Here is a 20821-nt window from a genome sequence, read left to right on the forward strand (position 1 = left end):
GTCGCGGGCCTTTATTATGAGCAACGGCGAGCACTTCATAAGAACCATTATTGATAGCGCGCCAAACATGATGGGCTATTGGGGTAGAGATTTACGTTGTCGCTATGCGAACGCCGCATACAGCGAGTGGTTCGGGATGCCGCCCGAACAGATCATCGGAATCCGGTTTCAGGATCTGGTAAGCGAGCAGTTGTTTGCTCTGAATGAGCCCCATATTCGCGCAGCCCTGGATGGCGTACCACAGCGCTTTGAGCGTACGCTGAAAAAAGCCGATGGAAGTTTTGGGCATATTATCGGCCATTACATTCCTGATATTGATGCCAATGGGGCGGTTATCGGGTTTTCCATTCAGGCCAACGATGTGACGCTTCTCAAGGAAATCGAAGCGAAACTCAAGCTGGCGGCGTGCGTTTTTGATAACACGCTCGATGGCGTTCTGATCACGGATGTTGATGGAACTATCTTGTCTGTAAACCCGGGATTCACTGAAATCACAGGTTACACGGCAGCCGAGGCTGTCGGGCAAACGCCCCGTATTTTGCAGTCCAGGCAACACGACCAAGCGTTCTATGTCTCGATGTGGGAGGAGATCAAAGCCAATGGTCGCTGGTATGGCGAGATATGGAACCGTCGCAACGACGGAGAACTATATTTACAACGCATGACCATAAGCATGGTGCCTGACGATGACGGCAAACCCATGCGTTATGTCTCGGTATTCAGCGACATTACGGCGCTCTGGCGTAAAGATGAGCACATCAAGCATCTGGCGTTTCACGATGCCCTGACCGACCTGCCTAATCGTACGTTACTGATGGACCGGATTGATCAGAAGCTTCTGCATTCCGAACGTGAACAGAGCCAATTTGCACTGATGTTTCTGGATCTTGATGGGTTCAAGCTCGTAAATGATCAGTTGGGCCATAACGTTGGGGATGACCTGTTAAAAGATGTGGCGAGACGTTTGCAGGCGTTGGTGCGAGGGTCAGATACGGTGGCCCGTGTGGGCGGCGACGAGTTTATATTCATCCTCAACGATCCGCAGGGACAAGATGAAATCACCAGCGTGGCGAACCGTATTGTCAGCTCGATAAATGAGCCAGTAGAGGTTCTTGGCGAAGTGCTCCAGGTTGGAGTGTCCATCGGCATTGCCATGTTCCCCGCCGATGGACACACTTCCGTTAATTTGATCCGAAATGCTGATACGGCAATGTATGCCGCCAAAAGCTCAGGTACGAACAGTGTTCGTTTTTACTCCACTGAGAGCCTTGCGTCTTGACTGACTAGCTTGCCCCTTGCAGACCCTGCACGTAGGCTCCAGGAGCCGGCTCGATCACTGGCAACTTCCCTTCCTTGGCCGTGCGGGCTTTCACTTCGCCACCGCCAAACTTTTCAGCCCAGGCGACCCAGTCTGGCCACCAGGAACCTTCGAACTCTTTGGCGCCGGCTAGCCAGGCATCAGGTTTGAGGCTGCTGTCATCGTTAACGCGGTAGCCGTATTTCTTTCGGTCTGGAGGATTGATGATGCCGGCGATGTGCCCCGAGCCTCCGAGTATGAAACGTACCGGGCCGGCCAGTCGGCGGGCACCCTCGTAACAGGAAACCCAAGGCGCAATATGGTCTTCGATGGCGGATGCGAAATAACTCGGCACCTTGACCTTTCCCAGATCAATCGGGGTGCCCGCCAGCTCAATACCGCCGGGCTCACGCAGTCGGTTATGCATGTACATGTTGCGCAGATAGAAACTGTGCATCGCTGCAGGCATGCGGGTTGCGTCCGAGTTCCAGTACAGCAGGTCAAAGGGTGCGGTATCGCGCCCCAGCAAATAGTTGTTAACGAAGAATGACCATATCAGGCTGTTGGCCCTCAACATGTTGAAGGCGGTTGCCATAGAGGCACCCTCAAGATAGCCCTGCTTGTTCATGGCCTTCTCGAGCTTGCTGACGGCGTCTTCATCAATGAACACCTCCAGATCGCCAACGTCCGAGAAGTCCATCATGCTGTTGAGAAATGTCGCGCTTTTGACTCGGTCGTCTTCGCGAGCCGCCAACCAGGCCAGGGTACAACCTAGCAATGTGCCGCCAATGCAGTAGCCAACGGTGTTGATCTCACGCTCGCCGGTGGTCTGCTCAATGGCATCCATGGCGGCGATAGGGCCTTCGAGCATGTAATCTTCAAAACTTTTGTGCGCCAGTTCCGGCCCCGGGTTAATCCAGGAGATGACGAACACCGTGTGGCCGTGTTCTACCCAATACCGGATGAACGACTTTTTTTCACCCAGATCCAGGATGTAGTACTTGTTGATCCAGGGCGGAACGACCAGCAGAGGCCGACGGTGCACGGTGTCTGTGGTGGGCTTGTACTGAATCAGCTGAATCAGCTCGTTCTGGTAAACCACATCGCCAGGGGTATTGGCCAGGTTCTCGCCAATCTTGAAGGCATCCGGGTCGGACATGCGAAAGGGCAAGGGTCCTTCGCCCTCGTCCAGATCACGAAGCAGGTTAGCCATGCCTTTTAACAGGTTCGTGCCACGGGACTCGATTGTCGCGCGCAGTACCTGAGGATTACTGAGAATAAAGTTGCTTGGTGCCAGGGCATCGGTTATCTGGCTAGTGAAAAACCGCACTTTGCGCCGGGTGTGCTTGTCCATGCCGCGCACGTCGTCAATGGTGTCCATGATCCAGCGATTCGAGAGCAAGTACGTCTGCTTGATGACGTTGAACGCCATCACTTCGTCCCAGCTCTGGTCGCGAAAGCGACCATCGCCTCGCTCCGGTTCAATCACAGCCAACGGCTTCCTGCTCAGGCTGCTGGTTAGCAAGCCCCATCCGAGTCGCGTGCTGTCTCTCACAAGCCGCATCTGCGCGAGGATCACAGTGTCCGGCTGCGTTGCGAGCTTTCCGGTAAGGGAAACAAAGGGTTTGGCCATGCTTTTGACGCTGACCGGGTTGGGCGGGTTGGGGCGCAATCGACGCATAATCGAGCGTTTTAGCAGGCTGCCACCATGCAAGCTTGCACGCATCAGTGAACGGGATACTGAGTTGGGTTCGGGTTCAGGAGGGGACGTGATTTTGATTGGCTTTTCTGACATGTTCACTGTCTCCACTCCGCGGCCGTCTTGGTCGCGGGTCTGTTAGAAACGGCAACGGACGCAGCTGTTCGCTGCGCCTACAGTGGCCCGGTATTACATATACACGCCGCCATTCACGTTAATTTGCTGGCCCGTGATGTAGTCTCCTTCCGCTGCCAAAAATACGACTGCGCGGGCAATTTCCTCGGGTTGGCCAAAGCGGCCCATAGGCACTCGTGCAATGATCTTTTCGCGGATGTTCTCAGGCACCTGCGCCAGCATTTCGGTTTCGGTAAAACCCGGGGCAATGGCGTTGACGGTAATGTTGTGCTTCGCCACTTCCAGTGCCATGGTTTTGGTGAACGCGATAATGCCACCCTTGCTCGCGGCGTAGTTGGCCTGGCCAAAGTTGCCGGCCTGACCGACGAAGGAGGTAATATTGATGATGCGCCCGAATTTCTGCTCCAGCATGATGTTCAGCACTTCGGAGCAGGTTGCGTAAACGCTCCCCAGATTGGTATCGAGGACGTCGTTCCAATCATCGTCGGTGAGCTTTTTCATGGATTTGTCTTTGGTGATACCGGCATTGTTCACCAGTATGTCGATGCGGCCCCACTTTTCGTGAACCTCCTTAATCATACTGCGGGCCTCAGGCATCTTCGAGAGATCCGCTTTGATAGCTATTGCCCGAACGCCGCTCGCTTCAATTTCCTTAAGGGTTTCATCTGCATCGGACTGCCGTGAGCGGTAGTTGATTGCGACGTCGGCGCCGCGTTGGGCGAGCTGAAGTGCGATGTGCCGGCCGATACCACGAGATCCACCGGTAACGATGGCTACCTTGCCTTTTAGGTCTTGCATGACACTCTCCTTGGGATGATGTTGATACTTCAATTTGTCTAATTATTGTTGTCCGTCGAAAACATCACATCTGAGCGCGGGACTGCTGATAGACAGGCCTAATTTGAAGCTAGCAGAGGCCCCGCGACATCTCAAGGCGGCAAGTAAAAAACCGGTCATGCGGCACGGATGAAGTCCCGTAACCGAGGCGCAATGCTTTCACGCCATTGGCTTCCGTTGAATACACCGTAATGGCCAACACCCGGCTGCAGGTGATGCAACCGGCGGGAGTCCGGCACATTGATGCACAGATCCTGAGCCGCCCGCGTCTGGCCTGGGCTGGAAATGTCGTCCTTTTCACCTTCGATCGTCATCAGGGCAGTGTTGTGGATAGCGGCCGGGTTCACCAGGCGTCCGCGGTGCTTGAAGCAACCCCGCGCAAGGTGAAACTCCTGGAAAACACGCTCGATGGTGTCCAGATAATAGGTCGCCGGAAGATCCATTACGGCCAGATATTCGTCGTAGAAGTCGCGGTGCCGGCTAACCTTGTCGGTCTCATCATCGCGGATGGATCTGAACAGCTCACGGTAGGCCTTGATGTGGCGCCCGAGGTTCATGTTCACAAAACCGGTCAGCTGCAGGAATCCGGGATAAACCTTGCGCATGGCCCCGGGGTAAGGCGCGGGCACCGGGTGCACGAGGTTGCGCTTGAACCAGGACAACTTGTGTTTGGTGGCCAGTTTGCACGGCGCGGTGGGGTCTACGCGGCCGTCTATGGGGCCGCTCATCAGTGTCAGGGAACGAGGTGCTGCAGGGTGGCCATCCTCCGCCATGATAGCAGTGGCGGCGAGGGCGGCCACCACGGGCTGACAAACAGCCAGAACGTGGGTGTCGGGCCCCAGGTGATCGACAAATTCCATGACATAGTCGATGTAATCATCGAGGCCAAAGTCGCCTTGTGACAACGGAACCTTGCAGGCATCACGCCAGTCGGTTATGTACACGTCGTGTTCCGGCAGCATGGCTTCCACGGTACCTCGTAGCAGCGAGGCAAAGTGGCCAGATAGTGGCGCAATGATCAACAGCTTCGGGTCGTCCGGCCGCGTCACGCTGCGCTTGAAGTGTTTTAGCTGCGCAAAGGGTTTACGCAAGACAATTTCTTCCTGAACGTCAACTTGCTCACTATCACAGGTGGTTGTGTGCAGATTGAACGCAGGCTTAGGGTAACGCTGGGTGAGGTCTCTGAACACCCCGTAGGCCGACGCAATACTGCGTGCCCCGGGAATGCGGGATAGAGGGCTCAAGCGGTGCTGGAGCAGGGTGCTCTGGGCGCTGGTCAGCATGCGCATTGGTTTCAGCGCAGCGCGGCCTATCTCGTGGGCAAAATACATCATGGCATTGTCCTGCTTGGGTTCTGGGTTGCGGCGTCGTCCCAGTAGGCCTTAGGGAAACCGTTGTTGTTACATTAACACGATTTCGGAAAGTCGAAATGGGTGGCTGTAAATATCGGCGCCACCAGCCTGCGACGGCTATGCTCAAGAGATACTGAGCGTTGCTGATCAAGGAAGTGCGTCATGCGTATCGAGAGTATCGCGGTGTATAGCGCAGATTTAACCTATACAGGTAAGGCGTATGCCTTTGCCGGAGGAAGATCGCACCGGGTGTTCACCAGCACAGTGGTGGAGGTGACCACGAGCACGGGGTTGGTGGGCTATGGAGAAGTCTGCCCCTGCGGCCCCAACTATATGGCGGCGTTCTCTGAGGGTGTTCCCTCTTGCCTGTCGTTGCTGGCGCCCAGTGTGATAGGTGAGGATCCCACCCATACCGCGCGCATCCACGAGTGCATGGATCAGGCTCTGACAGGGCATGCGGTTGCCAAGGCGGCCATTGATATTGCCTGCTGGGATTTGTTGGGCAAGCAAGCCGGGTTGCCGGTTTATGCCTTGCTCGGCGGACTGCTATCTCCGTCGATGCCGCTGCACCGGAACGTTCCATTGGCGGAACCTGAAGAGATGGAAGAGTCTCTACGGCAGTTTCGATCCGAAGGGTTTCGCCGAATTCAGATCAAGCTTGGGCACAGTGTTGAGGAAGATATCAATCTCGTGCGTACTCTGGGTAAGGTCAAACAGGCAGACGAGATCTGGATGTGCGACATAAACCGGGCCTGGCGGCAGGATGAAGCTGTGCGGTTTTCACGGGCGCTTGAGGACCTGGAGATTTATCTTGAGCAGCCCTGCTACAGTTATGAAGAGTGTCTGTCGGTTCGCCGTCGAATCCGCCACCCAGTCAAACTGGACGAAATCCTGAACTCCCTGTCGGATGTGCAACGTGCCTTGCGCGACGATGCCATGGACGCCATGGCCCTGAAGGTCAGCAGGGCCGGAGGTCTGACGCCATCACGGATCATCCGGGATGTGTGCGTGGATGCCGGCATAGCCATGACTATTGAAGATGCTTGGGGCAGCGGTATAGCCACGGCAGCATACGCGCACTTGGCGGCTAGCACCCCGGCCAAAGCATTGCTGACTACAACGGATCTCCACAATTACAATACCTCCCAGTTGGCAACCGGAGCGCCTGAGGTTTCTTCCGGCCGGATGATGCTGAGTGATCGCCCAGGGTTAGGTGTGGTTCCGGATTTTGAGAAGCTGACGCTGCTTGATGTGTATGAGTAAGTTGGCCAGTTTTGACACCACTGTTGAAGCGGCTGGGTTTTTTCCGCCGGAGACTTTTACGCTATGCAAACTGCTAACCTGATTTGGGGGCTGATTTTCAGCTCCATTGGCATCGGTTATTTTATCTACGGGAGGCGGCAGTCAAATCTGGTCGCCCGGTATTGTGGTATTGCCCTGATTCTGTACCCGTATCTGGTAACGAATACGCTTGCTTTGGTGGCTGTGGGTATTGTACTTATGCTCACCCCCAGATTCCTGGAGCTCTGATCCGCATGACAACCTATTTCATCCAGGCGTTTATTTATCTTTTGGCTGCCGTAATCGCAGTGCCATTAGCAAAACGCTTTGGCCTGGGTTCGGTGCTGGGTTATCTGGTGGCCGGAGTGGTGATCGGGCCGGTTATGGGCCTCGTGGGGCAGGAAACCACCACGATTCAGCATTTTGCCGAATTTGGTGTTGTCATGATGTTGTTCCTGATCGGTATGGAAATCGACCCGAAGGCGCTATGGGCTATGAGGGTTCGTCTATTGGGGCTCGGCGGTTTACAGGTAACGCTGACGGCGGCAGCCGGAATGGCGGTGGCTTGGTGGCTCGGGCTTCAGTGGCAGACGGCGCTTACGGTCGGTCTTATTTTCGCGCTGTCGTCTACCGCGATTGTGCTGCAAACTCTGGATGAAAAAGGGTTGTCGAAGACGGAAGGCGGGCGCAATACATTTGCAGTTTTGCTGTTTCAGGATATCGCTGTTATCCCCATGCTTGCCCTGATTCCGCTGTTGGCGTTGCCGGGCTTGAAAGGTAGTTCTAGTTCTATACCCAGTGATGACTTGGGCTTGAGCCTGGTTGTCGGGCTGCCGGGTTGGGCTCATGCTCTGGTCGTCGTGGGCGCAATCGCTGCAGTGATTGTAGGCGGCTATTACCTGAGCCGTCCGTTGTTCCGTTATGTAGTGAAGTCCGGGCTGCGGGAGGTTTTCACCGCCACGGCGCTGATGCTGGTTATTGGTATTGCCGCGCTCATGAGCCTGGTAAATCTCTCGCCGGCCCTCGGCGCCTTCCTGGCAGGTGTAGTGTTAGCCAACAGTGAGTTCCGCCACGAGCTGGAAGCCAACATCGAACCGTTCAAAGGTCTGTTGCTGGGTCTATTCTTTATAACCGTGGGTGCCGGAATCAACTTCGAGGTGTTGGTGGCGGAGTGGGACACCGTCGTCTCTCTGGGCGTGGCTGTAATAGTAGTCAAGGCACTGATTCTGCTTATCCTTGCACAGGTATTCGGGATTCGCAGCAGCAACGGCTGGTTGTTTACGCTGGGGTTGGCGCAGGCGGGTGAGTTCGGTTTCGTGTTACTCACCTATAGCGCGCAAAACCATGTGATTCCGTCAGACATCTCTCAGATTTTATCACTGGTTGTTGCGCTATCCATGTTCCTCACGCCCCTGTTGTTTATTGTGTACGACCGTATCGTGTTGCCACGGTACCGACGTTCCAGCAACGATGACCGGGGGGCCGACACCATTGATGAACAGGCACCGGTGATTGTGGCCGGGGTGGGGCGGTTCGGACAGATCGTCTGCCGCTTGTTGCGGGCCAACAACGTTCCCATTGTGGTGCTCGACCACGAACTCGAACAGATTGAAAACGTTCGTCGGATCAACATCAAGAGTTTCTTCGGGGATGCCAGTCGCCCCGATCTGCTGGAAAAAGCCGGTATTGAACAGGCGCGCTTGTTGGTCGTGGCGATTGATGACCGGGATCGCGCCGTAAAGATGGTAAAACATGTAAAGCATTTCTTCCCGAGTGTCTGGGTGCTGGCGCGTGCCTTCGACCGTGGCCATGGCTACCAGCTTCGGGAAGCGGGTGCTGACGATGTGATGAGCGAGACCTATCATTCTGCTCTGGAGCTTGGTGGCCATGCTCTCACGGCTGTGGGCGTGCACCCGATGCGGGCGAAACAGATGACCTGGGCGTTTGTTGAAAATGAGCGGGCTCACGAGGAGCAGTTATTTGAGGCGTGGAAAGAAATAGAGGAAGGCATTAACTTCAGCCCGCGCTATGGCGAGCTGTTCATGAAGCTTGAAGAGGCGCTAAGCAGCACTATGCATCGGAACTGGGAAGAGCCAAGGCCTGAGGATGTCCCGGTGTGGACGCCGCCCACTAAATGAATAACACCGCAGGCGCTTATCTTTTGATCAATCTGTATGGCGGCCACGCCTTAGCAGAATAAACAGTGCCAGCGCTGCCATAAGGCCTACGAAGACGGAGAAGATCACGCCGGTTGTTTTAAGGCTAAGCATGCTGGCCATTAAGCCGATGCCAATCACCGGTACTGAGATGGCGATGTAGGCCACAGTAAAAAAGGTTGAGGTGACAGCCGCGCGCTCTGCTGGCGGGCTGGCCGCAGCAATGGCGCCCATGCCAGCGCGAAAGGCAATGCCCTGACCCATGCCTGCGATAACCGCGCCCGCCATGAACAGGGCGAGCGACTGCACATGGATACCGAGCGCTACCGGCGTAACGCCAGCAACGAGCGTAGCGCACCCTATTGGTAAACGCAGGTGCAGTGGCAATTTGCCCTGCAAAAGCTGGCCGAGTGTCGAGGCAATAAAGATGCTGCCTGCGACAAAACCGATCAGTAGCCGATTATCATAACCCAGCACGTTGCCCATCATTGCCGGCGCAATCGAGGTGAAAAAACCACACACCGCAAAACCCGCGAAACCCGCAATGGCAGCGGGCACAAACACGCCACGAACTTCGGCGGGCACATTCAGGCGCTGTAGTGAAAGCTTGGGATGCGTTGGCTTTTTTACGGTTTCTGGTGCCCACCAAACACAGATGAGAGCCAGCGTGGCAAGCGCGATGTGTATCAAATAGGTTAGTGCCAGCGGCGAGGGCAGGTATTGCGAAAGGGCACCCGCCAGCATAGGCCCAAGGCCGAGCCCACCCATATTCACGGCGGTGGCAATAAACGTTGCCCGCTCACGCCAGTGTGGCGGAGCCAGCTCCAACACCGCCACGGTCGCGGTACCGGTAAAAATGCCGGCGGAGAGGCCGGAAAGTACACGGCCTGCAAGTATCATCGCCAGCCCATCGGCTTGCCAGAACACCAGATCACTGATAATCGAACACATCAGGCCACCCAGTAGCAGCGGCCTGCGGCCCAGCTGATCGGACCAGCGCCCGGTGGTCACCAGTGCGGCAATTACACCGAACGCGTACGCCGCGAAGATAATAGTGATCATTAACTGGGAAAACCCGAAGGCATCCTGATAAATCGGGTAGAGCGGAGTCGGCATGGTAGTACCGATCATCACCACGCTGAACGCGAAGGCAGCGCCGAGAAAAGCCAGAACTGTTGATAGACTGCGAGGATCTATGTGGCTAGTTGATGAGTGCATGATGGTCTGGTTAAGGTCTCCCGGCTTACTTTGCCCGTCTCTGGTTTACATGGATCTAACCAGGTCGATACATCTGAAATTTTTGTGATCCGTCCACTGTAAAGTAATCGGCTGGTCCGCCGCCTCGCATTACCGGTTCTGCCGCAGCAGTATCGTAGATTCCATCTATAAGCAGGTGTTGCGCGATATGCACACCGACCACCTCACCAAATACCATCCAGGTGTCCACTTTCTGCCCATCGGCGCCCGCAAGCTGGAGCACCTGGGTAACCCGGCACTCCAGGGTTACCGGGCTTTCCGCTACGTGCGGCACCGAGATAACCCGGGAGGGCTTTGGCGTAAGGCCTGAGAGGGCGAACTCATCAACTTCCGGCCCTACCGCGGCGCAGGTTTTGTTCATAGCCTCACTGAGTGAGCGCGTCACCAGGTTCCAGCAGAACTCACCGGTATCTTCGGCATTGCGGACAGAGTCCTTGTAGCCAATGCTGGAGAATCCGACGATGGGAGGATGGTAATTGAAGGCATTGAAGAAGCTGTAAGGTGCCAGGTTAAGCACACCGTCACGGCTTCTGGATGATATCCACCCAATCGGGCGCGGCGCCACCAGGGCGTTGAATGGGTCATGGGCCAGCCCGTGGCCATTGGCGGGTTCGTAAAAATGGATATCTTCTGGCATAAAGCGCTCTTTAAGTGGCTGCAAAGGCATTAATTGAGTTTTTTAATCCATAAACCCGTTGGCCCAACGGCTGTACGGTAGGTGGTGACAGCATCGGGGTTTGTTCTCGCTGGCCCGGGTCAGAACTCCAGGTAGATTTTGCCGAAGTGCTTGCCGGATTCCTCATGCCGGAAAGCATCAGCAATATCTTCCAGTGCAAAGGACCGATCAAGGATCGGGTGCATGTTGTTGGCTTCGATCGCCCGAATCATCTCTTGCTGGTGAGCCCGGCTGCCTACAATCAGGCCCTGCAGGCGGGCCTGTTTGGCCATCAGTTTTGCGGTTGGCACATCGCCAGCCCGACCGGTAAGAACGCCTATCAGCGAGATGTGACCACCAATGCGCACGGCATCAATGGATTCTGGCAGTGTGCCGGGGCCACCAACCTCAATGACATGGTCGACCCCCTGTCCATTGGTCAGTTTTTGGACCTTCTCGCCCCAAGCCGGTGTCGTTTTGTAGTTGATGGTGTGGTCTGCACCCAGCTCTCTGAGCCGTTCCAGCTTCTGGTCCGAGGACGAAGTGGAAATCACTTGTGCGCCCATCATTTTTGCAAATTGCAGTGCAAAGATGGACACGCCACCGGTACCCAAGGTCAGGACGGTATCGCCGGCTTTCAGGCCTCCGTTGATGACCAATGCACGCCAGGCAGTCAGGCCGGCGGTGGTGAGTGTGGAAGCTTCGGCGTGGTTGTAGCCCTTCGGCGCGTGGGTAAACCAGTTTGTCGGTCGGATCACCTGCTCACGTGCGTAACCATCCTGTCCATCGCCAGGAGTGGTAGTGAAATTATCAATGGGCGCGGGCCCATTCAGCCACTGGGGAAAGAAGGTTGACACTACGCGATCACCAACCCTGAATTCGGTGACGCCATGGCCGACGGCTTCCACAACACCGGCGCCATCGGCCATGGGGATGCGGTTGTTTTCAGTCGGGATGGCTCCGGCAACTACCGCGTAGTCGTGGAAGTTAAGGGAGCAGGCATGGATGCGCACGCGCATCTCCCCCGGTCCCGGCTCGCCTGGCGGCGAGGCGTCATCCAGGTGCAGTTGGTCCAGTCCGCCCGGTTTGGAAAGAGTAATGCGCTTCATTTCAATGGCCTCCAGTTATCTCAGTCTCTGTATGGAATTTTCATACAGATTACGTTGTTGCAGGGCAAGCCGACCTGTGGGTTTACCGAGACTCCTGGGCAATACGGCTTAGCCATTCGACGCCAAAGCGCACGCCGAAGCCCTGAAGATCGGTGGGAATGTGCGCGAGGCCACCTTTGTGGGTTCCGCTCGAGGCCATGTCTACGTGAACCCAGTCAATGTCCTTTTCCACGAAACTGCCAAGAAAACGCGCCGCATAGATGTGATCGCCTGCTCCTGCTGTCCGACATTGGAGCGTATCAGCAACATCAGATTTGAGATCTTCGTCGTAATCGTCTTCATAGGGGAAGGGCCAGACCCGCTCCCCGCAGTGCTCCCCGGCCTGGATGATAGGTTCCACCCACTGTCGCCGGTTGGTGATTGCGCCGGCCATACGCTGGCCCAAAGCCGAGATTACGGCACCGGTCAGGGTGGCGTAATCGAGGATGGCTCTTGGCTTTTCGCGGCAGGCCAGGGCCAGGGTGTCGGCCAGCACCATGCGACCTTCGGCATCGGTGTTTATCAACTCAATTGTGGTGCCATTCAGCGCGGTAATGACGTCATTGCACTTGACCGCCTTGGGGCCGATATGGTTTTCCGCCAGAGCCATCCAGCAGTCCACAGGATGGGGAAATGAGAGGCGTGTCAGGGCGAGCATAGTCCCAAGCGCCACAGCGCTGCCTTGCATGTCGCCGTGCATGCCCAACATGCTGCCGCTTACCTTGAGATTGCTACCGCCTGTGTCGAAGCATATGCCTTTGCCGACCAGGGCCAGCGGCTGTTCTACGGAACCCTTGGGCCGGTAACTCAGCCGCAGTATGCCGGCGTCACGGGTAGGGCTGGCTTCAACTACGGATAAAAAAGCCCCCGCTTTGAGTTGTTCCAGCCGGCCCAGATCGTAAAACTCGACTTCCCAGCCTTCGGCAGCAGCCAGTGCTTCGGCGAAATCGCGATAAATCGCGGGTGTCAGGTAATTCCCCGGCAGGTGGGTCAGCCAGCGGGCCAGGTTATTGCCTTCAGCAGTGGCCTTGGCGTAGCGAAAGTCAGCCCCATCGAATGCGCCGAAGAAGTTCATGGCTGCCAGCAGAGGTTTGTCAGCGGTTTCGTCAGAAATTTTCGGAAGTTGAAAAAGTGCTGCAAAGGCTGCGGATACCAAGGCTTCTGCCATAACGCAGGCTACCTTTGCCTTGCCAAGCAGCGATATTACATTGATCCCCCGGGTGCGTTCAGCCAACAGGGGGGCGACCAGTTTGCGCGCCTGGCTCAGAGCTTTGAATCCGCTGACATCCTCCTTCACAAAGGCTATAGCAGTGTGAGTTCCTTTGGGGCCTGAAATTACTATGGGATTGGATTCCGCCGGAAAATCGGCAAGACGGTACTTAAGGAAGTCCGCCCAGGGAGACTTGGTCAGGACACTGTGGTCTGCTTCAGGCACCAAAAGTATAAGGCTCACTCCGATGTCGAAGTCCCAGGAGGCCGGTATGCGCTGGTTCACATCCAGTTTTAGCGTCGGAAATTTCGGGAGTTCAGGTTTTATCATCGAGCGTACTCCAAAAGGATTTAATTACGCACTTGGCCAAGGATAGCTGTTTTAAGTCTGGGCAATGGCATCTTTCGGTTCTGAACCTGGATTGTTTGCAGAGGTGCACATATGGGATTAGCCTGTGATGACTCCTTTCGGCTCTATCCGGACCCTTCGCCTGACAGGAATGGAGTCATTTTCAAACATCACCCAAGGAACGTTCGTGAAGCCCTCTTCCAAATCTGATTTCAATCTGTTGCCTGCACTTGTTGCGATTGCCATAGGGATTGCAATCTGGTTTATCCCCACGCCGGAAGGTGTTTCTGCCCAGGGCTGGCTGATGCTGGCCATATTCGTGGCAACGATTGCTGCCATCATTGGCAAGGCTATGCCAATTGGCGCTATTTCGATTGTTGCGATTACAGTGGTAGCCGTTAGCGGCGTTACCAGCGACAACCCCGGCACGGCCATTCGCGATGCGTTGGGCAGTTTTAATAATTCGCTGATCTGGCTGATAGCGATAGCGATCATGATTTCCCGAGGGTTAATAAAAACCGGATTGGGCGAGCGCATTGGCTACTACTTTATCGCAATCTTTGGCAAAAGAACCATTGGTATTGGTTATGGTCTGGCTCTTTCGGAACTGGTGATTGCACCGGTTACTCCCAGTAACACTGCTCGTGGTGGCGCAATTATTCATCCTATCATGCTGTCCATCGCCCAGAGCTATGGCTGTACTCCAGATAATGAGAATACGAACAAAATTGGCAAATATCTGGCCCTGGTGAATTACCACGCCAACCCTATCACTTCCGCAATGTTTATTACGGCCACTGCGCCCAACCCACTGACGGTCAAACTGATTGCCGATGCCACCGGTTCTGCGATCAGCTTGAGCTGGACGACCTGGGCTCTTGCCATGTTGCTGCCTGGACTTGTTGCCATCGCGCTGATGCCACTGATGATCTATTTAATGTATCCACCAGAGATCAAGGCCACACCTGATGCCGTCAGTTTTGCCCGTGAGCGTCTGGAACGGCTGGGCAAACTGACCCGTGATGAAGGCATCATGCTGGGAGTGTTCGTGGTTCTGCTGCTGCTTTGGGCGGACATACCGGCCTGGATTTTCGGGGCCTCGTACAAGTTGAATGCAACTACCACTGCTTTTGTCGGGCTGTCGATTCTGTTGGTCACCGGCGTATTGACCTGGAAGGATGCGCTATCCGAGAAAAGCGCCTGGGATACGCTGGTCTGGTTCGGTGCACTGGTGATGATGGCAACCCAGTTGAACGAACTGGGCGTGATTGACTGGTTCTCTGGCGCCATTCAGGAGGGGATAGTCAGCACCGGCCTGGCTTGGCCCGCCTCGACCGCACTCCTTGTTCTGGTGTTTCTGTATTCGCACTACTTCTTTGCCAGCACCACGGCCCACATCACAGCGATGATGGGGGCCTTTCTTGTGGTTGGCCTGGGCCTTGGCGCACCGCCCATGGCCTTTGTGCTGATGATGGCCGCCACGTCCTCCATCATGATGACGCTGACCCATTACGCCACTGGCACATCGCCGGTTATCTTCGGCTCCGGTTACGTGAGCCTGAGTGAATGGTGGAAAGCCGGGTTTGTGATGAGCCTTGTTAATCTGATCATCTGGATTGTGGTGGGTGGTCTCTGGTGGAAGCTATTGGGCTACTGGTGAGTTGTGCTTGCAGTCGAGCATGCGTTGACGTGCTGGAAACTGCGGCTGCCAACAATTACCGCTTAACGGGTTACTTTGAGCAGATTCAGCCGTAGTTTATCCTACTGTCAGGCACCTGTGGGCTGGTTGGTCCACAGTATGCCGCTGGCACTCAGCCTCCTGACAATGATAACAAGGAATCACCAGCTCTATGATTTTAAGCGCCCCCCGAGAACTGTCTACGTCCCGAGGTTGTTTTACCTACCGGGACACCGGTGCTGGTGGAACTCCACTGGTAATGATTCATGGCTGGCCAGAAAGCTCCTACTCCTGGGAACATGTCAGTCGTTATCTGGGCGCTGGCTTCCACATCATAGCGCCGGACCTACGCGGGCTGGGAGACAGCGAGCGTACGGTCGGTAAGAAGCACTATCACAAAGCAGAGCTTGCGCAGGATGTTATCAGCATGCTGGATGCTCTTGGTATAGAACGATTTCAGCTAGTGGGGCACGACTGGGGTGGTATCGTTGCACAGGAAGTTGCTCTGGCGATCCCGGCGCGGGTTACCCGGTTGGGGATCATGAACATTGCAGTGATCAACAACCTGAAAGGTAACATGGAGGTTGCTGAAAAGGTGCGATCGAGCGGCGGGGCCACATACTGGTACCAACATTTCCAACAAGCGCCCGGAATGGCCGAAGCGATGATCCCCGGAAATGAAGAAATCTGGCTCCGGTACTTTTTGAGAGGTGCAGTGCGCCCTGTTCCGGAAGATGCCATTGCTGAATACGTGCGTATGTATTCCATCCCTGACACGCCGGCCTCAGCAGCCAATTATTATCGCACTTTCAACAATGATGCCAAACGCTGGACGACCCTCGCCGAACACGTTTGGTCTATGCCGAGTATCTACATTTATGGCAACCGGGACCATGTGATCATCCCTGAATACCTGAACCACATTGAGGATTGCTTTGAGAATATTCAGGTAGTTCAGGTGAAAGCGGGACATTTTGTGCATGAGGAGATGCCGGAAGAGGTGGCCGGGCATATCAATGGCTTTTTTCAATCTGATCCGGCGGTGAAATAGGGTGTCAATAACTCGAATGAAATTTCCCATAGTTACTGTCACTCTGGTTTCAGCTGCACTGCTGTTCGTGCTATGGGATCAAACCCGCGAACAGCCGCAGGCGGTGGACGCAAGCCGGTTTACCAACCTGAAGTCGAATCCCGCAACGCTGAGTACAACCGTGGACTGGGTGATTACGCAAGTGCCCTCGCTTTGTGAACAAGCTACCGGCCAGGCAGTGGGTGCCGAGGCCCATTCCAGCTGCGTCAAGAGCGCAGAAGCGCGCACTTCAACTTGTCGGCGCGGAGTGTATGACCGCTTTCCGAGCGTTGTGGCCTCGGATGCGGTTTTTCGGGATGTTTCGATTACGTTGATTAATTGTCTTGTGCCGAACGCGCTAGGCTAGCACCACGGGCACCCGATGATACCCACCGACTGGTGCCACCTCCCGCTCTGGCGGTTGGCCCGGCACCAGCTCAATGGCTTTTACCGAGGCCAGCAAGGTCTGTAGCGCGATTCGCAACTCCCATGTGGCCAGCAGTCTGCCTGGGCAAACATGTTTTCCCGTTCCGTAAACGAGGTTGTTTGCGGCATTTCGCTCAGGATCGAGGCCGTTGTTGCCGAAGACGCTCTCGTCGCGGTTTGCGGAGGTCCAGTTCAGTTTGATGCGGGCACCAGTCGGAATATCCCGGCCAGCAATAAGAACGGGGCAGGTGGTGACGCGTCGGTTGGAAACAAACGGGTTGTCCATGCGCAGCACTTCATCAATGATCGCTTCCACCTCATTATCAGCGGCTGCTCTCAGTTGCTCCACAAGCCCCGGCTGCTGAGCTACATGGGCTATGAGTACGCCAACACATAGTGCAATAGACCCCAGGTCGCCGCCGGTCCAGTTGCGCAGTATGGAAACCACCTCGGGCTCCGAGAGTTGGCGGCCATTCACCGTCTCCCGGCACAGTCTTGTGGTCAGATCGTCGGGCGCCTTGTTGCCGGCTGCCAGTCGCGGTTGTATAACCGAATGGATGATCTCATCGAACTGTGCGGCTACCTCCGCTGTCCGGGCGGGGTCACCGGAGCGCGTGGCGACGTGGTTCTGTTTCATCCAGGCCAACAGCTGCGATTCCAGTTCGGTTGGCCAGCCCAGCCATGCGCATTGGGCACGCACCGCAAACACAGCGCCGATGTCATTTACCGCGTCCAGCACCACGCCTTTTGGCAGCTCCGCCACCAGCTGAGCAGAGACTTGCTTGAAGACGGGTATAAACGGCTCCAGCGCGTCGGAGCTGAGATGTCGCTCGATTACTTCCCGGAAACGGGTATGCTCTTCGCCATCGAGACCGTTAGGTACGTGCAGGTGGCGAGAGACCTGGCTCGAGAACCGCTCGTGATCCTGCGCTGCGGCAAGAACGTCAGCGTGCCGGAGCAGCACCCATTCCCCCTTGGTATTTCGCACGACAGGATGTTTCGGGCGCAGCTCATCGGTGTAAGCCCTCAAGTCACGGCCGGCTGCGGACAGGTCATCCGGCATGTGGTCTGTCATGTTGACTCCTTTGCCATCACAATACGTTGCCTGCGTAGCATAACTGGAGCTGCTCAAATCAACATTGCGAAAGAACAAGATTGACCGGGATTTGCGCTATCCATAGCAGGTCGGGGTGGGGTCGGTAGCCATATATAGTCAGTTTCTCAGCAGGAGTGACTTTAGTGCCGAGACCCCCGCTGCTATCTGAGGCTCGCTGGCACTGGCAAAACCCATCACCAGTCCGGTTCGGGTTGTCTCGCCGATGAAATGTGCGCTCAACGGCGTGCTGCCAAAGCCCTTGGCCCTGAGTTGTTGGCTGAGGTCGAGATCGTCGAAGTCGCCCTCAAGAACCAGGTGCATGCCCGCACTCTCTGCCACGGGTGTGACCAGCCCGCCCAATTCTTCCAATACGAGCTTCTGGAAATACGTCCATTTCTCCCGGTAGAGCTGTCTCATGCGGCGCAGGTGGCGGGCAAACTGACCGCTCTCGATGAATTCGGATATGGTCGCCTGGGGAAGCAACGGCGTTTCCCCACCGGTAACTCGCTTCGCCCACAGGAACGCCTCCACCATGGGTTCAGGCACAATCAGATAACCGATCCTGAGCCCGGGAAGCAGAGTTTTGCTGAAGCTTCCAACGTACAGAACGGGCGTGTTGTCGAACAACCCCTGAATGGCGGCGAAGGGTTTGTTGTGGAAATGAAACTCGCTGTCGTAATCGTCTTCGATAATCCAGGTCTGATTGCGCTGTGCCCACTGAACCAGCGCCATGCGTTGGGCAATGTCGAGGATGCCGCCCATGGGGTACTGATGCGTGGGTGTGCAGAAAAGCAGTTTGGCGGGGCCCATATCGGCGAGTACGTCTACATCCAGCACCTGGCCTCTCAGTGGTATTGGCAGCAGAGGATTGCCGTGGCGGCTCAACGCATAACGGGCACCCCGGTAACCCGGGTTCTCACAGAATATCCGGTCGCCAGGTTGCAGGAGAACGTCTGCAATCAGAGACAAGGCCTGTTGGGCCCCGTTGGTGATAATGATCTGGTGCTCTTTACAGCGCACGCCGCGGGAGGCTTGCACATAGCCTGCGATGGCTTGCCTAAGCGGCTGATAGCCCTGAATGCAGTCGTACCCTCTGAGCAGTCTGCGGCTTTCCTGATGATGCAGGATTCGGTTCCAGCTACGAATAGGAAAAGCGTCGAGGTCTGGTAGCCCAGGTTGGAAGGGCAGGTTGGCGTCCTCGCTGAGCCGCAGATTATGTCGGGGCACCACAGGCAGGGGCGGTAAAGGCGCAGTGTTGCCTGGAGTGCGCGTGAACGCTTGTGTCGGCTGGTTCAGGGCGGCGCAAATATCCTCATTTATGAAGACACCTTTACCAGCGCGGCTTTGCAGAAAGCCCTCCGCTTTCAGCTGGTCGTACACAGCATTGACCGTATTCCTGCTCACGCCAAGATCTGCTGCAAGCTGTCGGCTCGAGGGCAGTTGACTGCCGGGTAAATAACGCTGGTCGATGATCCTTTGCGACAGTTGCCGGTAGAGTTGCTGTTGCAGGGGTGTGGCTGAATCCAGCCGGATATCGTCAATCACCTTAACTGGCCCTACAAGAAATCATGATCTGGATCTTTTGATGGTATCAGATGTTTTCTTTAATAGCGGTTACATTATTAAAGGAGCCTGTTATGGCCAACAAGGAAACCGATCTTGTCGCCGCATCTCCACTTACGTGTTGCCCCCGCAGTCGGGTGAAGCGTGCCGCTCAACGTGCGAGCTATGAGCGCGCGGAGGCCTACGCCTTGATTGACCGGTTAAAGACGGGCCATGTGGCGTTTGTGGAAGACGGTGAGCCCAGAATTATTCCTCTTACAGCCTGGCGCTTGGGGGATGATCTTTATCTGCATGCCTTGAGCGGAGGTCGGTTGTGCAAGCAACTGGAATCCGGTACACACCTGTGTATCTCGTTTGCAGTGACAGAAGAATGGGTTATGAGTAAGTCCGCGTACCATCACAGCGCAAACTACTCATCGCTAGTGCTGTTCGGGAAGGCCCAGCGAGTGGTGGATGAGGTCGCCTTCGACGAGGCCTTCAAATCTATTATTAACCAGCTCGCGCCGGGGCGGTGGGATCAGGTTCGCTCGCCCAACGCCAAAGAGCGTAAAGCGACGGCCTTGTTCCGTGTGCCGATTGAAGAGGGTGCGTTCAAGAGCCGCACCGGTGGCCCCAGTGAAGAGCCTGAAGATATGGCGATACCTGTGTGGCATGGCACGCAAGCGGTCTAGGTTAGAGTATTTCTCCAATCCGCTATATAACGAATCTCGCAAGCATGCTAAAAGATGGCCGTCCGGGTGGCGTGCATGTTTACAAACAGCCGGCCCCTCTATTAATTCGTCAGGATTCCAGCATGTCTGATAAATTTTTCTTTAAAGGCCGGCAGGATGCACGCCAGCATCACACGGCCTATGGCGGCTTCCAGACCAACGCCAGTCAAAAAAGTGGTAGTAAAAAGCACCCCTTGAAACTTGTAGTGACCAGCGAGGCCCGCCAGCAAGAGGTTGAGGCGCTGGTGGCAGAGGCTCAATTGCATGCGGATATCACACTTGATATCCGAGAGGGCGCCGTCGAGTCTGTTGCAGAGCTTACCGCTATTCTGAATAAGGGCGGAACCATTACTCAGGCCAAAACGCCTTCAAGAAACGACCCTTGCAGCTGCGGCAGTGGTCTGAAATTCAAGAAGTGCTGTGGCTGATCCACAGAAAAGGAATGCCCATGCTTATTTGTGGTGTTGAGTTGAGTGGCAGTGATGCCGTTGTGTGTCTTCTGAACAAGGGCACGGGGCAGTTCAGCCTGCCGGCCAGCAAGATTCGTAAAATTACGCTCAAGAAAAATCATACGCGTGAAGACCTGCAGCAGTTTCAGGCGTCGTTTGCAGAGTTTGTGATGGAAAACGGCGTTAAGAAGGTTGCGATCAAAGAACGCATGCCCAAAGGCAAGTTTGCCGGTGGTGCGATCAGCTTCAAGCTGGAGGCAGCTATTCAGTTGATGTCGGTAGCGGATGTAGAGGTTTCTCTGCTCTCACCTGCGACCATCAAATCGACACTTGCTGTAGTGGTCAAGTGTTTTAGGCCACCATCTTTTGAGTTTTCCAGTAGGCCTGTTCGGCCACGTTCGGCGGCAATCCGCCGTTGTATTTGTGCGGTCGCAGCGCACTGTAATAGCCGATTA

At 55.6% G+C, this 20821-nt stretch carries 18 protein-coding genes and 1 pseudogene; 10 read left to right on the top strand and 9 right to left on the bottom strand.

Translation table 11 applies throughout. The features are described from left to right. The first annotated feature begins 16 nt into the window (after positions 1–16). The gene (locus FFI90_RS12105; protein ID WP_144778242.1) at positions 17–1279 is read left to right on the top strand and encodes a diguanylate cyclase domain-containing protein; all 1263 of its coding nucleotides are present in this window, start codon (positions 17–19) and stop codon (positions 1277–1279) included. A gap of 4 nt (positions 1280–1283) precedes the next feature. Here the strand turns inward: FFI90_RS12105 and FFI90_RS12110 are convergent, their stop codons facing one another. The 3 genes from FFI90_RS12110 to FFI90_RS12120 form a co-directional block, all read right to left on the bottom strand. Continuing rightward, positions 1284–3092, bottom strand: coding sequence for a PHA/PHB synthase family protein (locus FFI90_RS12110; RefSeq protein WP_144778243.1), 1809 nt, complete (start codon positions 3090–3092; stop codon positions 1284–1286). 93 nt (positions 3093–3185) lie between these two features. Continuing rightward, positions 3186–3929, bottom strand: a complete 744-nt coding sequence (gene fabG / locus FFI90_RS12115) for a 3-oxoacyl-[acyl-carrier-protein] reductase (protein WP_144778244.1) — start codon at positions 3927–3929, stop codon at positions 3186–3188. Positions 3930–4084: 155 nt separating this feature from the next. Further along, a complete protein-coding gene (locus FFI90_RS12120; protein WP_144778245.1) occupies positions 4085–5302 on the bottom strand; it encodes a polyhydroxyalkanoate depolymerase in 1218 nt (405 codons plus the stop codon). 180 nt (positions 5303–5482) lie between these two features. Here FFI90_RS12120 and FFI90_RS12125 point away from each other — a divergent pair, with 180 nt between their 5' ends. The 3 genes from FFI90_RS12125 to FFI90_RS12135 all read left to right on the top strand — a co-directional run bounded on the left by FFI90_RS12125 (position 5483) and on the right by FFI90_RS12135 (position 8739). Continuing rightward, positions 5483–6583: a mandelate racemase/muconate lactonizing enzyme family protein gene (locus FFI90_RS12125; RefSeq protein WP_144778246.1), complete on the top strand. Its 1101-nt coding sequence runs from the start codon at positions 5483–5485 to the stop codon at positions 6581–6583. Positions 6584–6646: 63 nt separating this feature from the next. Beyond that, a complete protein-coding gene (locus FFI90_RS12130) occupies positions 6647–6850 on the top strand; it encodes a hypothetical protein (RefSeq protein WP_144778247.1) in 204 nt (67 codons plus the stop codon). A 5-nt stretch (positions 6851–6855) separates the two neighbouring features. Further along, positions 6856–8739 carry a monovalent cation:proton antiporter-2 (CPA2) family protein gene (locus tag FFI90_RS12135; protein ID WP_144778248.1) on the top strand — a complete coding sequence of 628 codons (1884 nt, stop codon included), beginning with the start codon at positions 6856–6858 and terminating at the stop codon, positions 8737–8739. A 27-nt stretch (positions 8740–8766) separates the two neighbouring features. On the opposite strand, the gene FFI90_RS12140 is transcribed toward FFI90_RS12135, so the two are convergent. The 4 genes from FFI90_RS12140 to FFI90_RS12155 all read right to left on the bottom strand — a co-directional run bounded on the left by FFI90_RS12140 (position 8767) and on the right by FFI90_RS12155 (position 13357). Beyond that, positions 8767–9975 (bottom strand): MFS transporter, encoded by a 1209-nt coding sequence (locus FFI90_RS12140; protein ID WP_144778249.1) that lies wholly within the window; start codon positions 9973–9975, stop codon positions 8767–8769. 55 nt (positions 9976–10030) lie between these two features. After that, a complete protein-coding gene (locus FFI90_RS12145; protein WP_144778250.1) occupies positions 10031–10651 on the bottom strand; it encodes a flavin reductase family protein in 621 nt (206 codons plus the stop codon). 119 nt (positions 10652–10770) lie between these two features. Beyond that, positions 10771–11778 (bottom strand): zinc-dependent alcohol dehydrogenase family protein, encoded by a 1008-nt coding sequence (locus FFI90_RS12150; RefSeq protein WP_144778251.1) that lies wholly within the window; start codon positions 11776–11778, stop codon positions 10771–10773. An 82-nt stretch (positions 11779–11860) separates the two neighbouring features. Continuing rightward, entirely contained in the window at positions 11861–13357 is a 1497-nt protein-coding gene (locus tag FFI90_RS12155; protein WP_144778252.1) for a M17 family metallopeptidase, read from the bottom strand. A 205-nt stretch (positions 13358–13562) separates the two neighbouring features. Here FFI90_RS12155 and FFI90_RS12160 point away from each other — a divergent pair, with 205 nt between their 5' ends. From FFI90_RS12160 to FFI90_RS12170, 3 genes are all read left to right on the top strand, one after another. Beyond that, positions 13563–15035: a DASS family sodium-coupled anion symporter gene (locus tag FFI90_RS12160; RefSeq protein ID WP_246123518.1), complete on the top strand. Its 1473-nt coding sequence runs from the start codon at positions 13563–13565 to the stop codon at positions 15033–15035. Between the two features lie 190 nt (positions 15036–15225). After that, positions 15226–16104 (top strand): alpha/beta fold hydrolase, encoded by an 879-nt coding sequence (locus FFI90_RS12165; protein ID WP_144778253.1) that lies wholly within the window; start codon positions 15226–15228, stop codon positions 16102–16104. Positions 16105–16120: 16 nt separating this feature from the next. After that, complete coding sequence (locus tag FFI90_RS12170; protein ID WP_144778254.1) at positions 16121–16489, top strand: hypothetical protein; 369 nt, start codon at positions 16121–16123, stop codon at positions 16487–16489. Here the strand turns inward: FFI90_RS12170 and FFI90_RS12175 are convergent. Next, complete coding sequence (locus tag FFI90_RS12175; protein WP_144778255.1) at positions 16481–17623, bottom strand: cytochrome P450; 1143 nt, start codon at positions 17621–17623, stop codon at positions 16481–16483. The genes FFI90_RS12170 and FFI90_RS12175 overlap by 9 nt on opposite strands. Before the next feature lie 138 nt (positions 17624–17761). Continuing rightward, positions 17762–19189 (bottom strand): MocR-like pyridoxine biosynthesis transcription factor PdxR, encoded by a 1428-nt coding sequence (gene pdxR, locus FFI90_RS12180; protein WP_144778256.1) that lies wholly within the window; start codon positions 19187–19189, stop codon positions 17762–17764. A gap of 92 nt (positions 19190–19281) precedes the next feature. Here pdxR and FFI90_RS12185 point away from each other — a divergent pair, with 92 nt between their 5' ends. From FFI90_RS12185 to FFI90_RS12195, 3 genes and pseudogenes are all read left to right on the top strand, one after another. Next, positions 19282–19878, top strand: a complete 597-nt coding sequence (locus FFI90_RS12185; RefSeq protein ID WP_144778257.1) for a pyridoxamine 5'-phosphate oxidase family protein — start codon at positions 19282–19284, stop codon at positions 19876–19878. Between the two features lie 122 nt (positions 19879–20000). Then, positions 20001–20345, top strand: coding sequence for a PBPRA1643 family SWIM/SEC-C metal-binding motif protein (locus FFI90_RS12190; RefSeq protein ID WP_144778258.1), 345 nt, complete (start codon positions 20001–20003; stop codon positions 20343–20345). Positions 20346–20365: 20 nt separating this feature from the next. Next, positions 20366–20686 (top strand): annotated as a pseudogene (locus tag FFI90_RS12195) (DUF3010 family protein); the annotation flags it as partial. Positions 20687–20821: the final 135 nt, after the last annotated feature.

This window comes from Marinobacter maritimus, from assembly GCF_007671675.1.
GTDB classification, from domain to species: domain Bacteria; phylum Pseudomonadota; class Gammaproteobacteria; order Pseudomonadales; family Oleiphilaceae; genus Marinobacter; species Marinobacter maritimus.

Bases quoted from the DNA above. Each gene is read 5' to 3' on its own strand.
- fabG (WP_144778244.1), bottom strand. From the start codon at position 3,929: ATGCAAGACCTAAAAGGCAAGGTAGCCATCGTTACCGGTGGATCTCGT.
- FFI90_RS12125 (WP_144778246.1), top strand. From the start codon at position 5,483: ATGCGTATCGAGAGTATCGCGGTGTATAGCGCAGATTTAACCTATACA.
- FFI90_RS12175 (WP_144778255.1), bottom strand. From the start codon at position 17,623: ATGACAGACCACATGCCGGATGACCTGTCCGCAGCCGGCCGTGACTTG.
- FFI90_RS12185 (WP_144778257.1), top strand. From the start codon at position 19,282: ATGGCCAACAAGGAAACCGATCTTGTCGCCGCATCTCCACTTACGTGT.
- FFI90_RS12190 (WP_144778258.1), top strand. From the start codon at position 20,001: ATGTCTGATAAATTTTTCTTTAAAGGCCGGCAGGATGCACGCCAGCAT.
- FFI90_RS12130 (WP_144778247.1), top strand. From the start codon at position 6,647: ATGCAAACTGCTAACCTGATTTGGGGGCTGATTTTCAGCTCCATTGGC.
- FFI90_RS12140 (WP_144778249.1), bottom strand. From the start codon at position 9,975: ATGCACTCATCAACTAGCCACATAGATCCTCGCAGTCTATCAACAGTT.
- FFI90_RS12170 (WP_144778254.1), top strand. From the start codon at position 16,121: ATGAAATTTCCCATAGTTACTGTCACTCTGGTTTCAGCTGCACTGCTG.
- FFI90_RS12135 (WP_144778248.1), top strand. From the start codon at position 6,856: ATGACAACCTATTTCATCCAGGCGTTTATTTATCTTTTGGCTGCCGTA.
- FFI90_RS12145 (WP_144778250.1), bottom strand. From the start codon at position 10,651: ATGCCAGAAGATATCCATTTTTACGAACCCGCCAATGGCCACGGGCTG.
- FFI90_RS12165 (WP_144778253.1), top strand. From the start codon at position 15,226: ATGATTTTAAGCGCCCCCCGAGAACTGTCTACGTCCCGAGGTTGTTTT.
- FFI90_RS12120 (WP_144778245.1), bottom strand. From the start codon at position 5,302: ATGATGTATTTTGCCCACGAGATAGGCCGCGCTGCGCTGAAACCAATG.
- FFI90_RS12155 (WP_144778252.1), bottom strand. From the start codon at position 13,357: ATGATAAAACCTGAACTCCCGAAATTTCCGACGCTAAAACTGGATGTG.
- FFI90_RS12150 (WP_144778251.1), bottom strand. From the start codon at position 11,778: ATGAAGCGCATTACTCTTTCCAAACCGGGCGGACTGGACCAACTGCAC.
- FFI90_RS12110 (WP_144778243.1), bottom strand. From the start codon at position 3,092: ATGTCAGAAAAGCCAATCAAAATCACGTCCCCTCCTGAACCCGAACCC.
- FFI90_RS12105 (WP_144778242.1), top strand. From the start codon at position 17: ATGAGCAACGGCGAGCACTTCATAAGAACCATTATTGATAGCGCGCCA.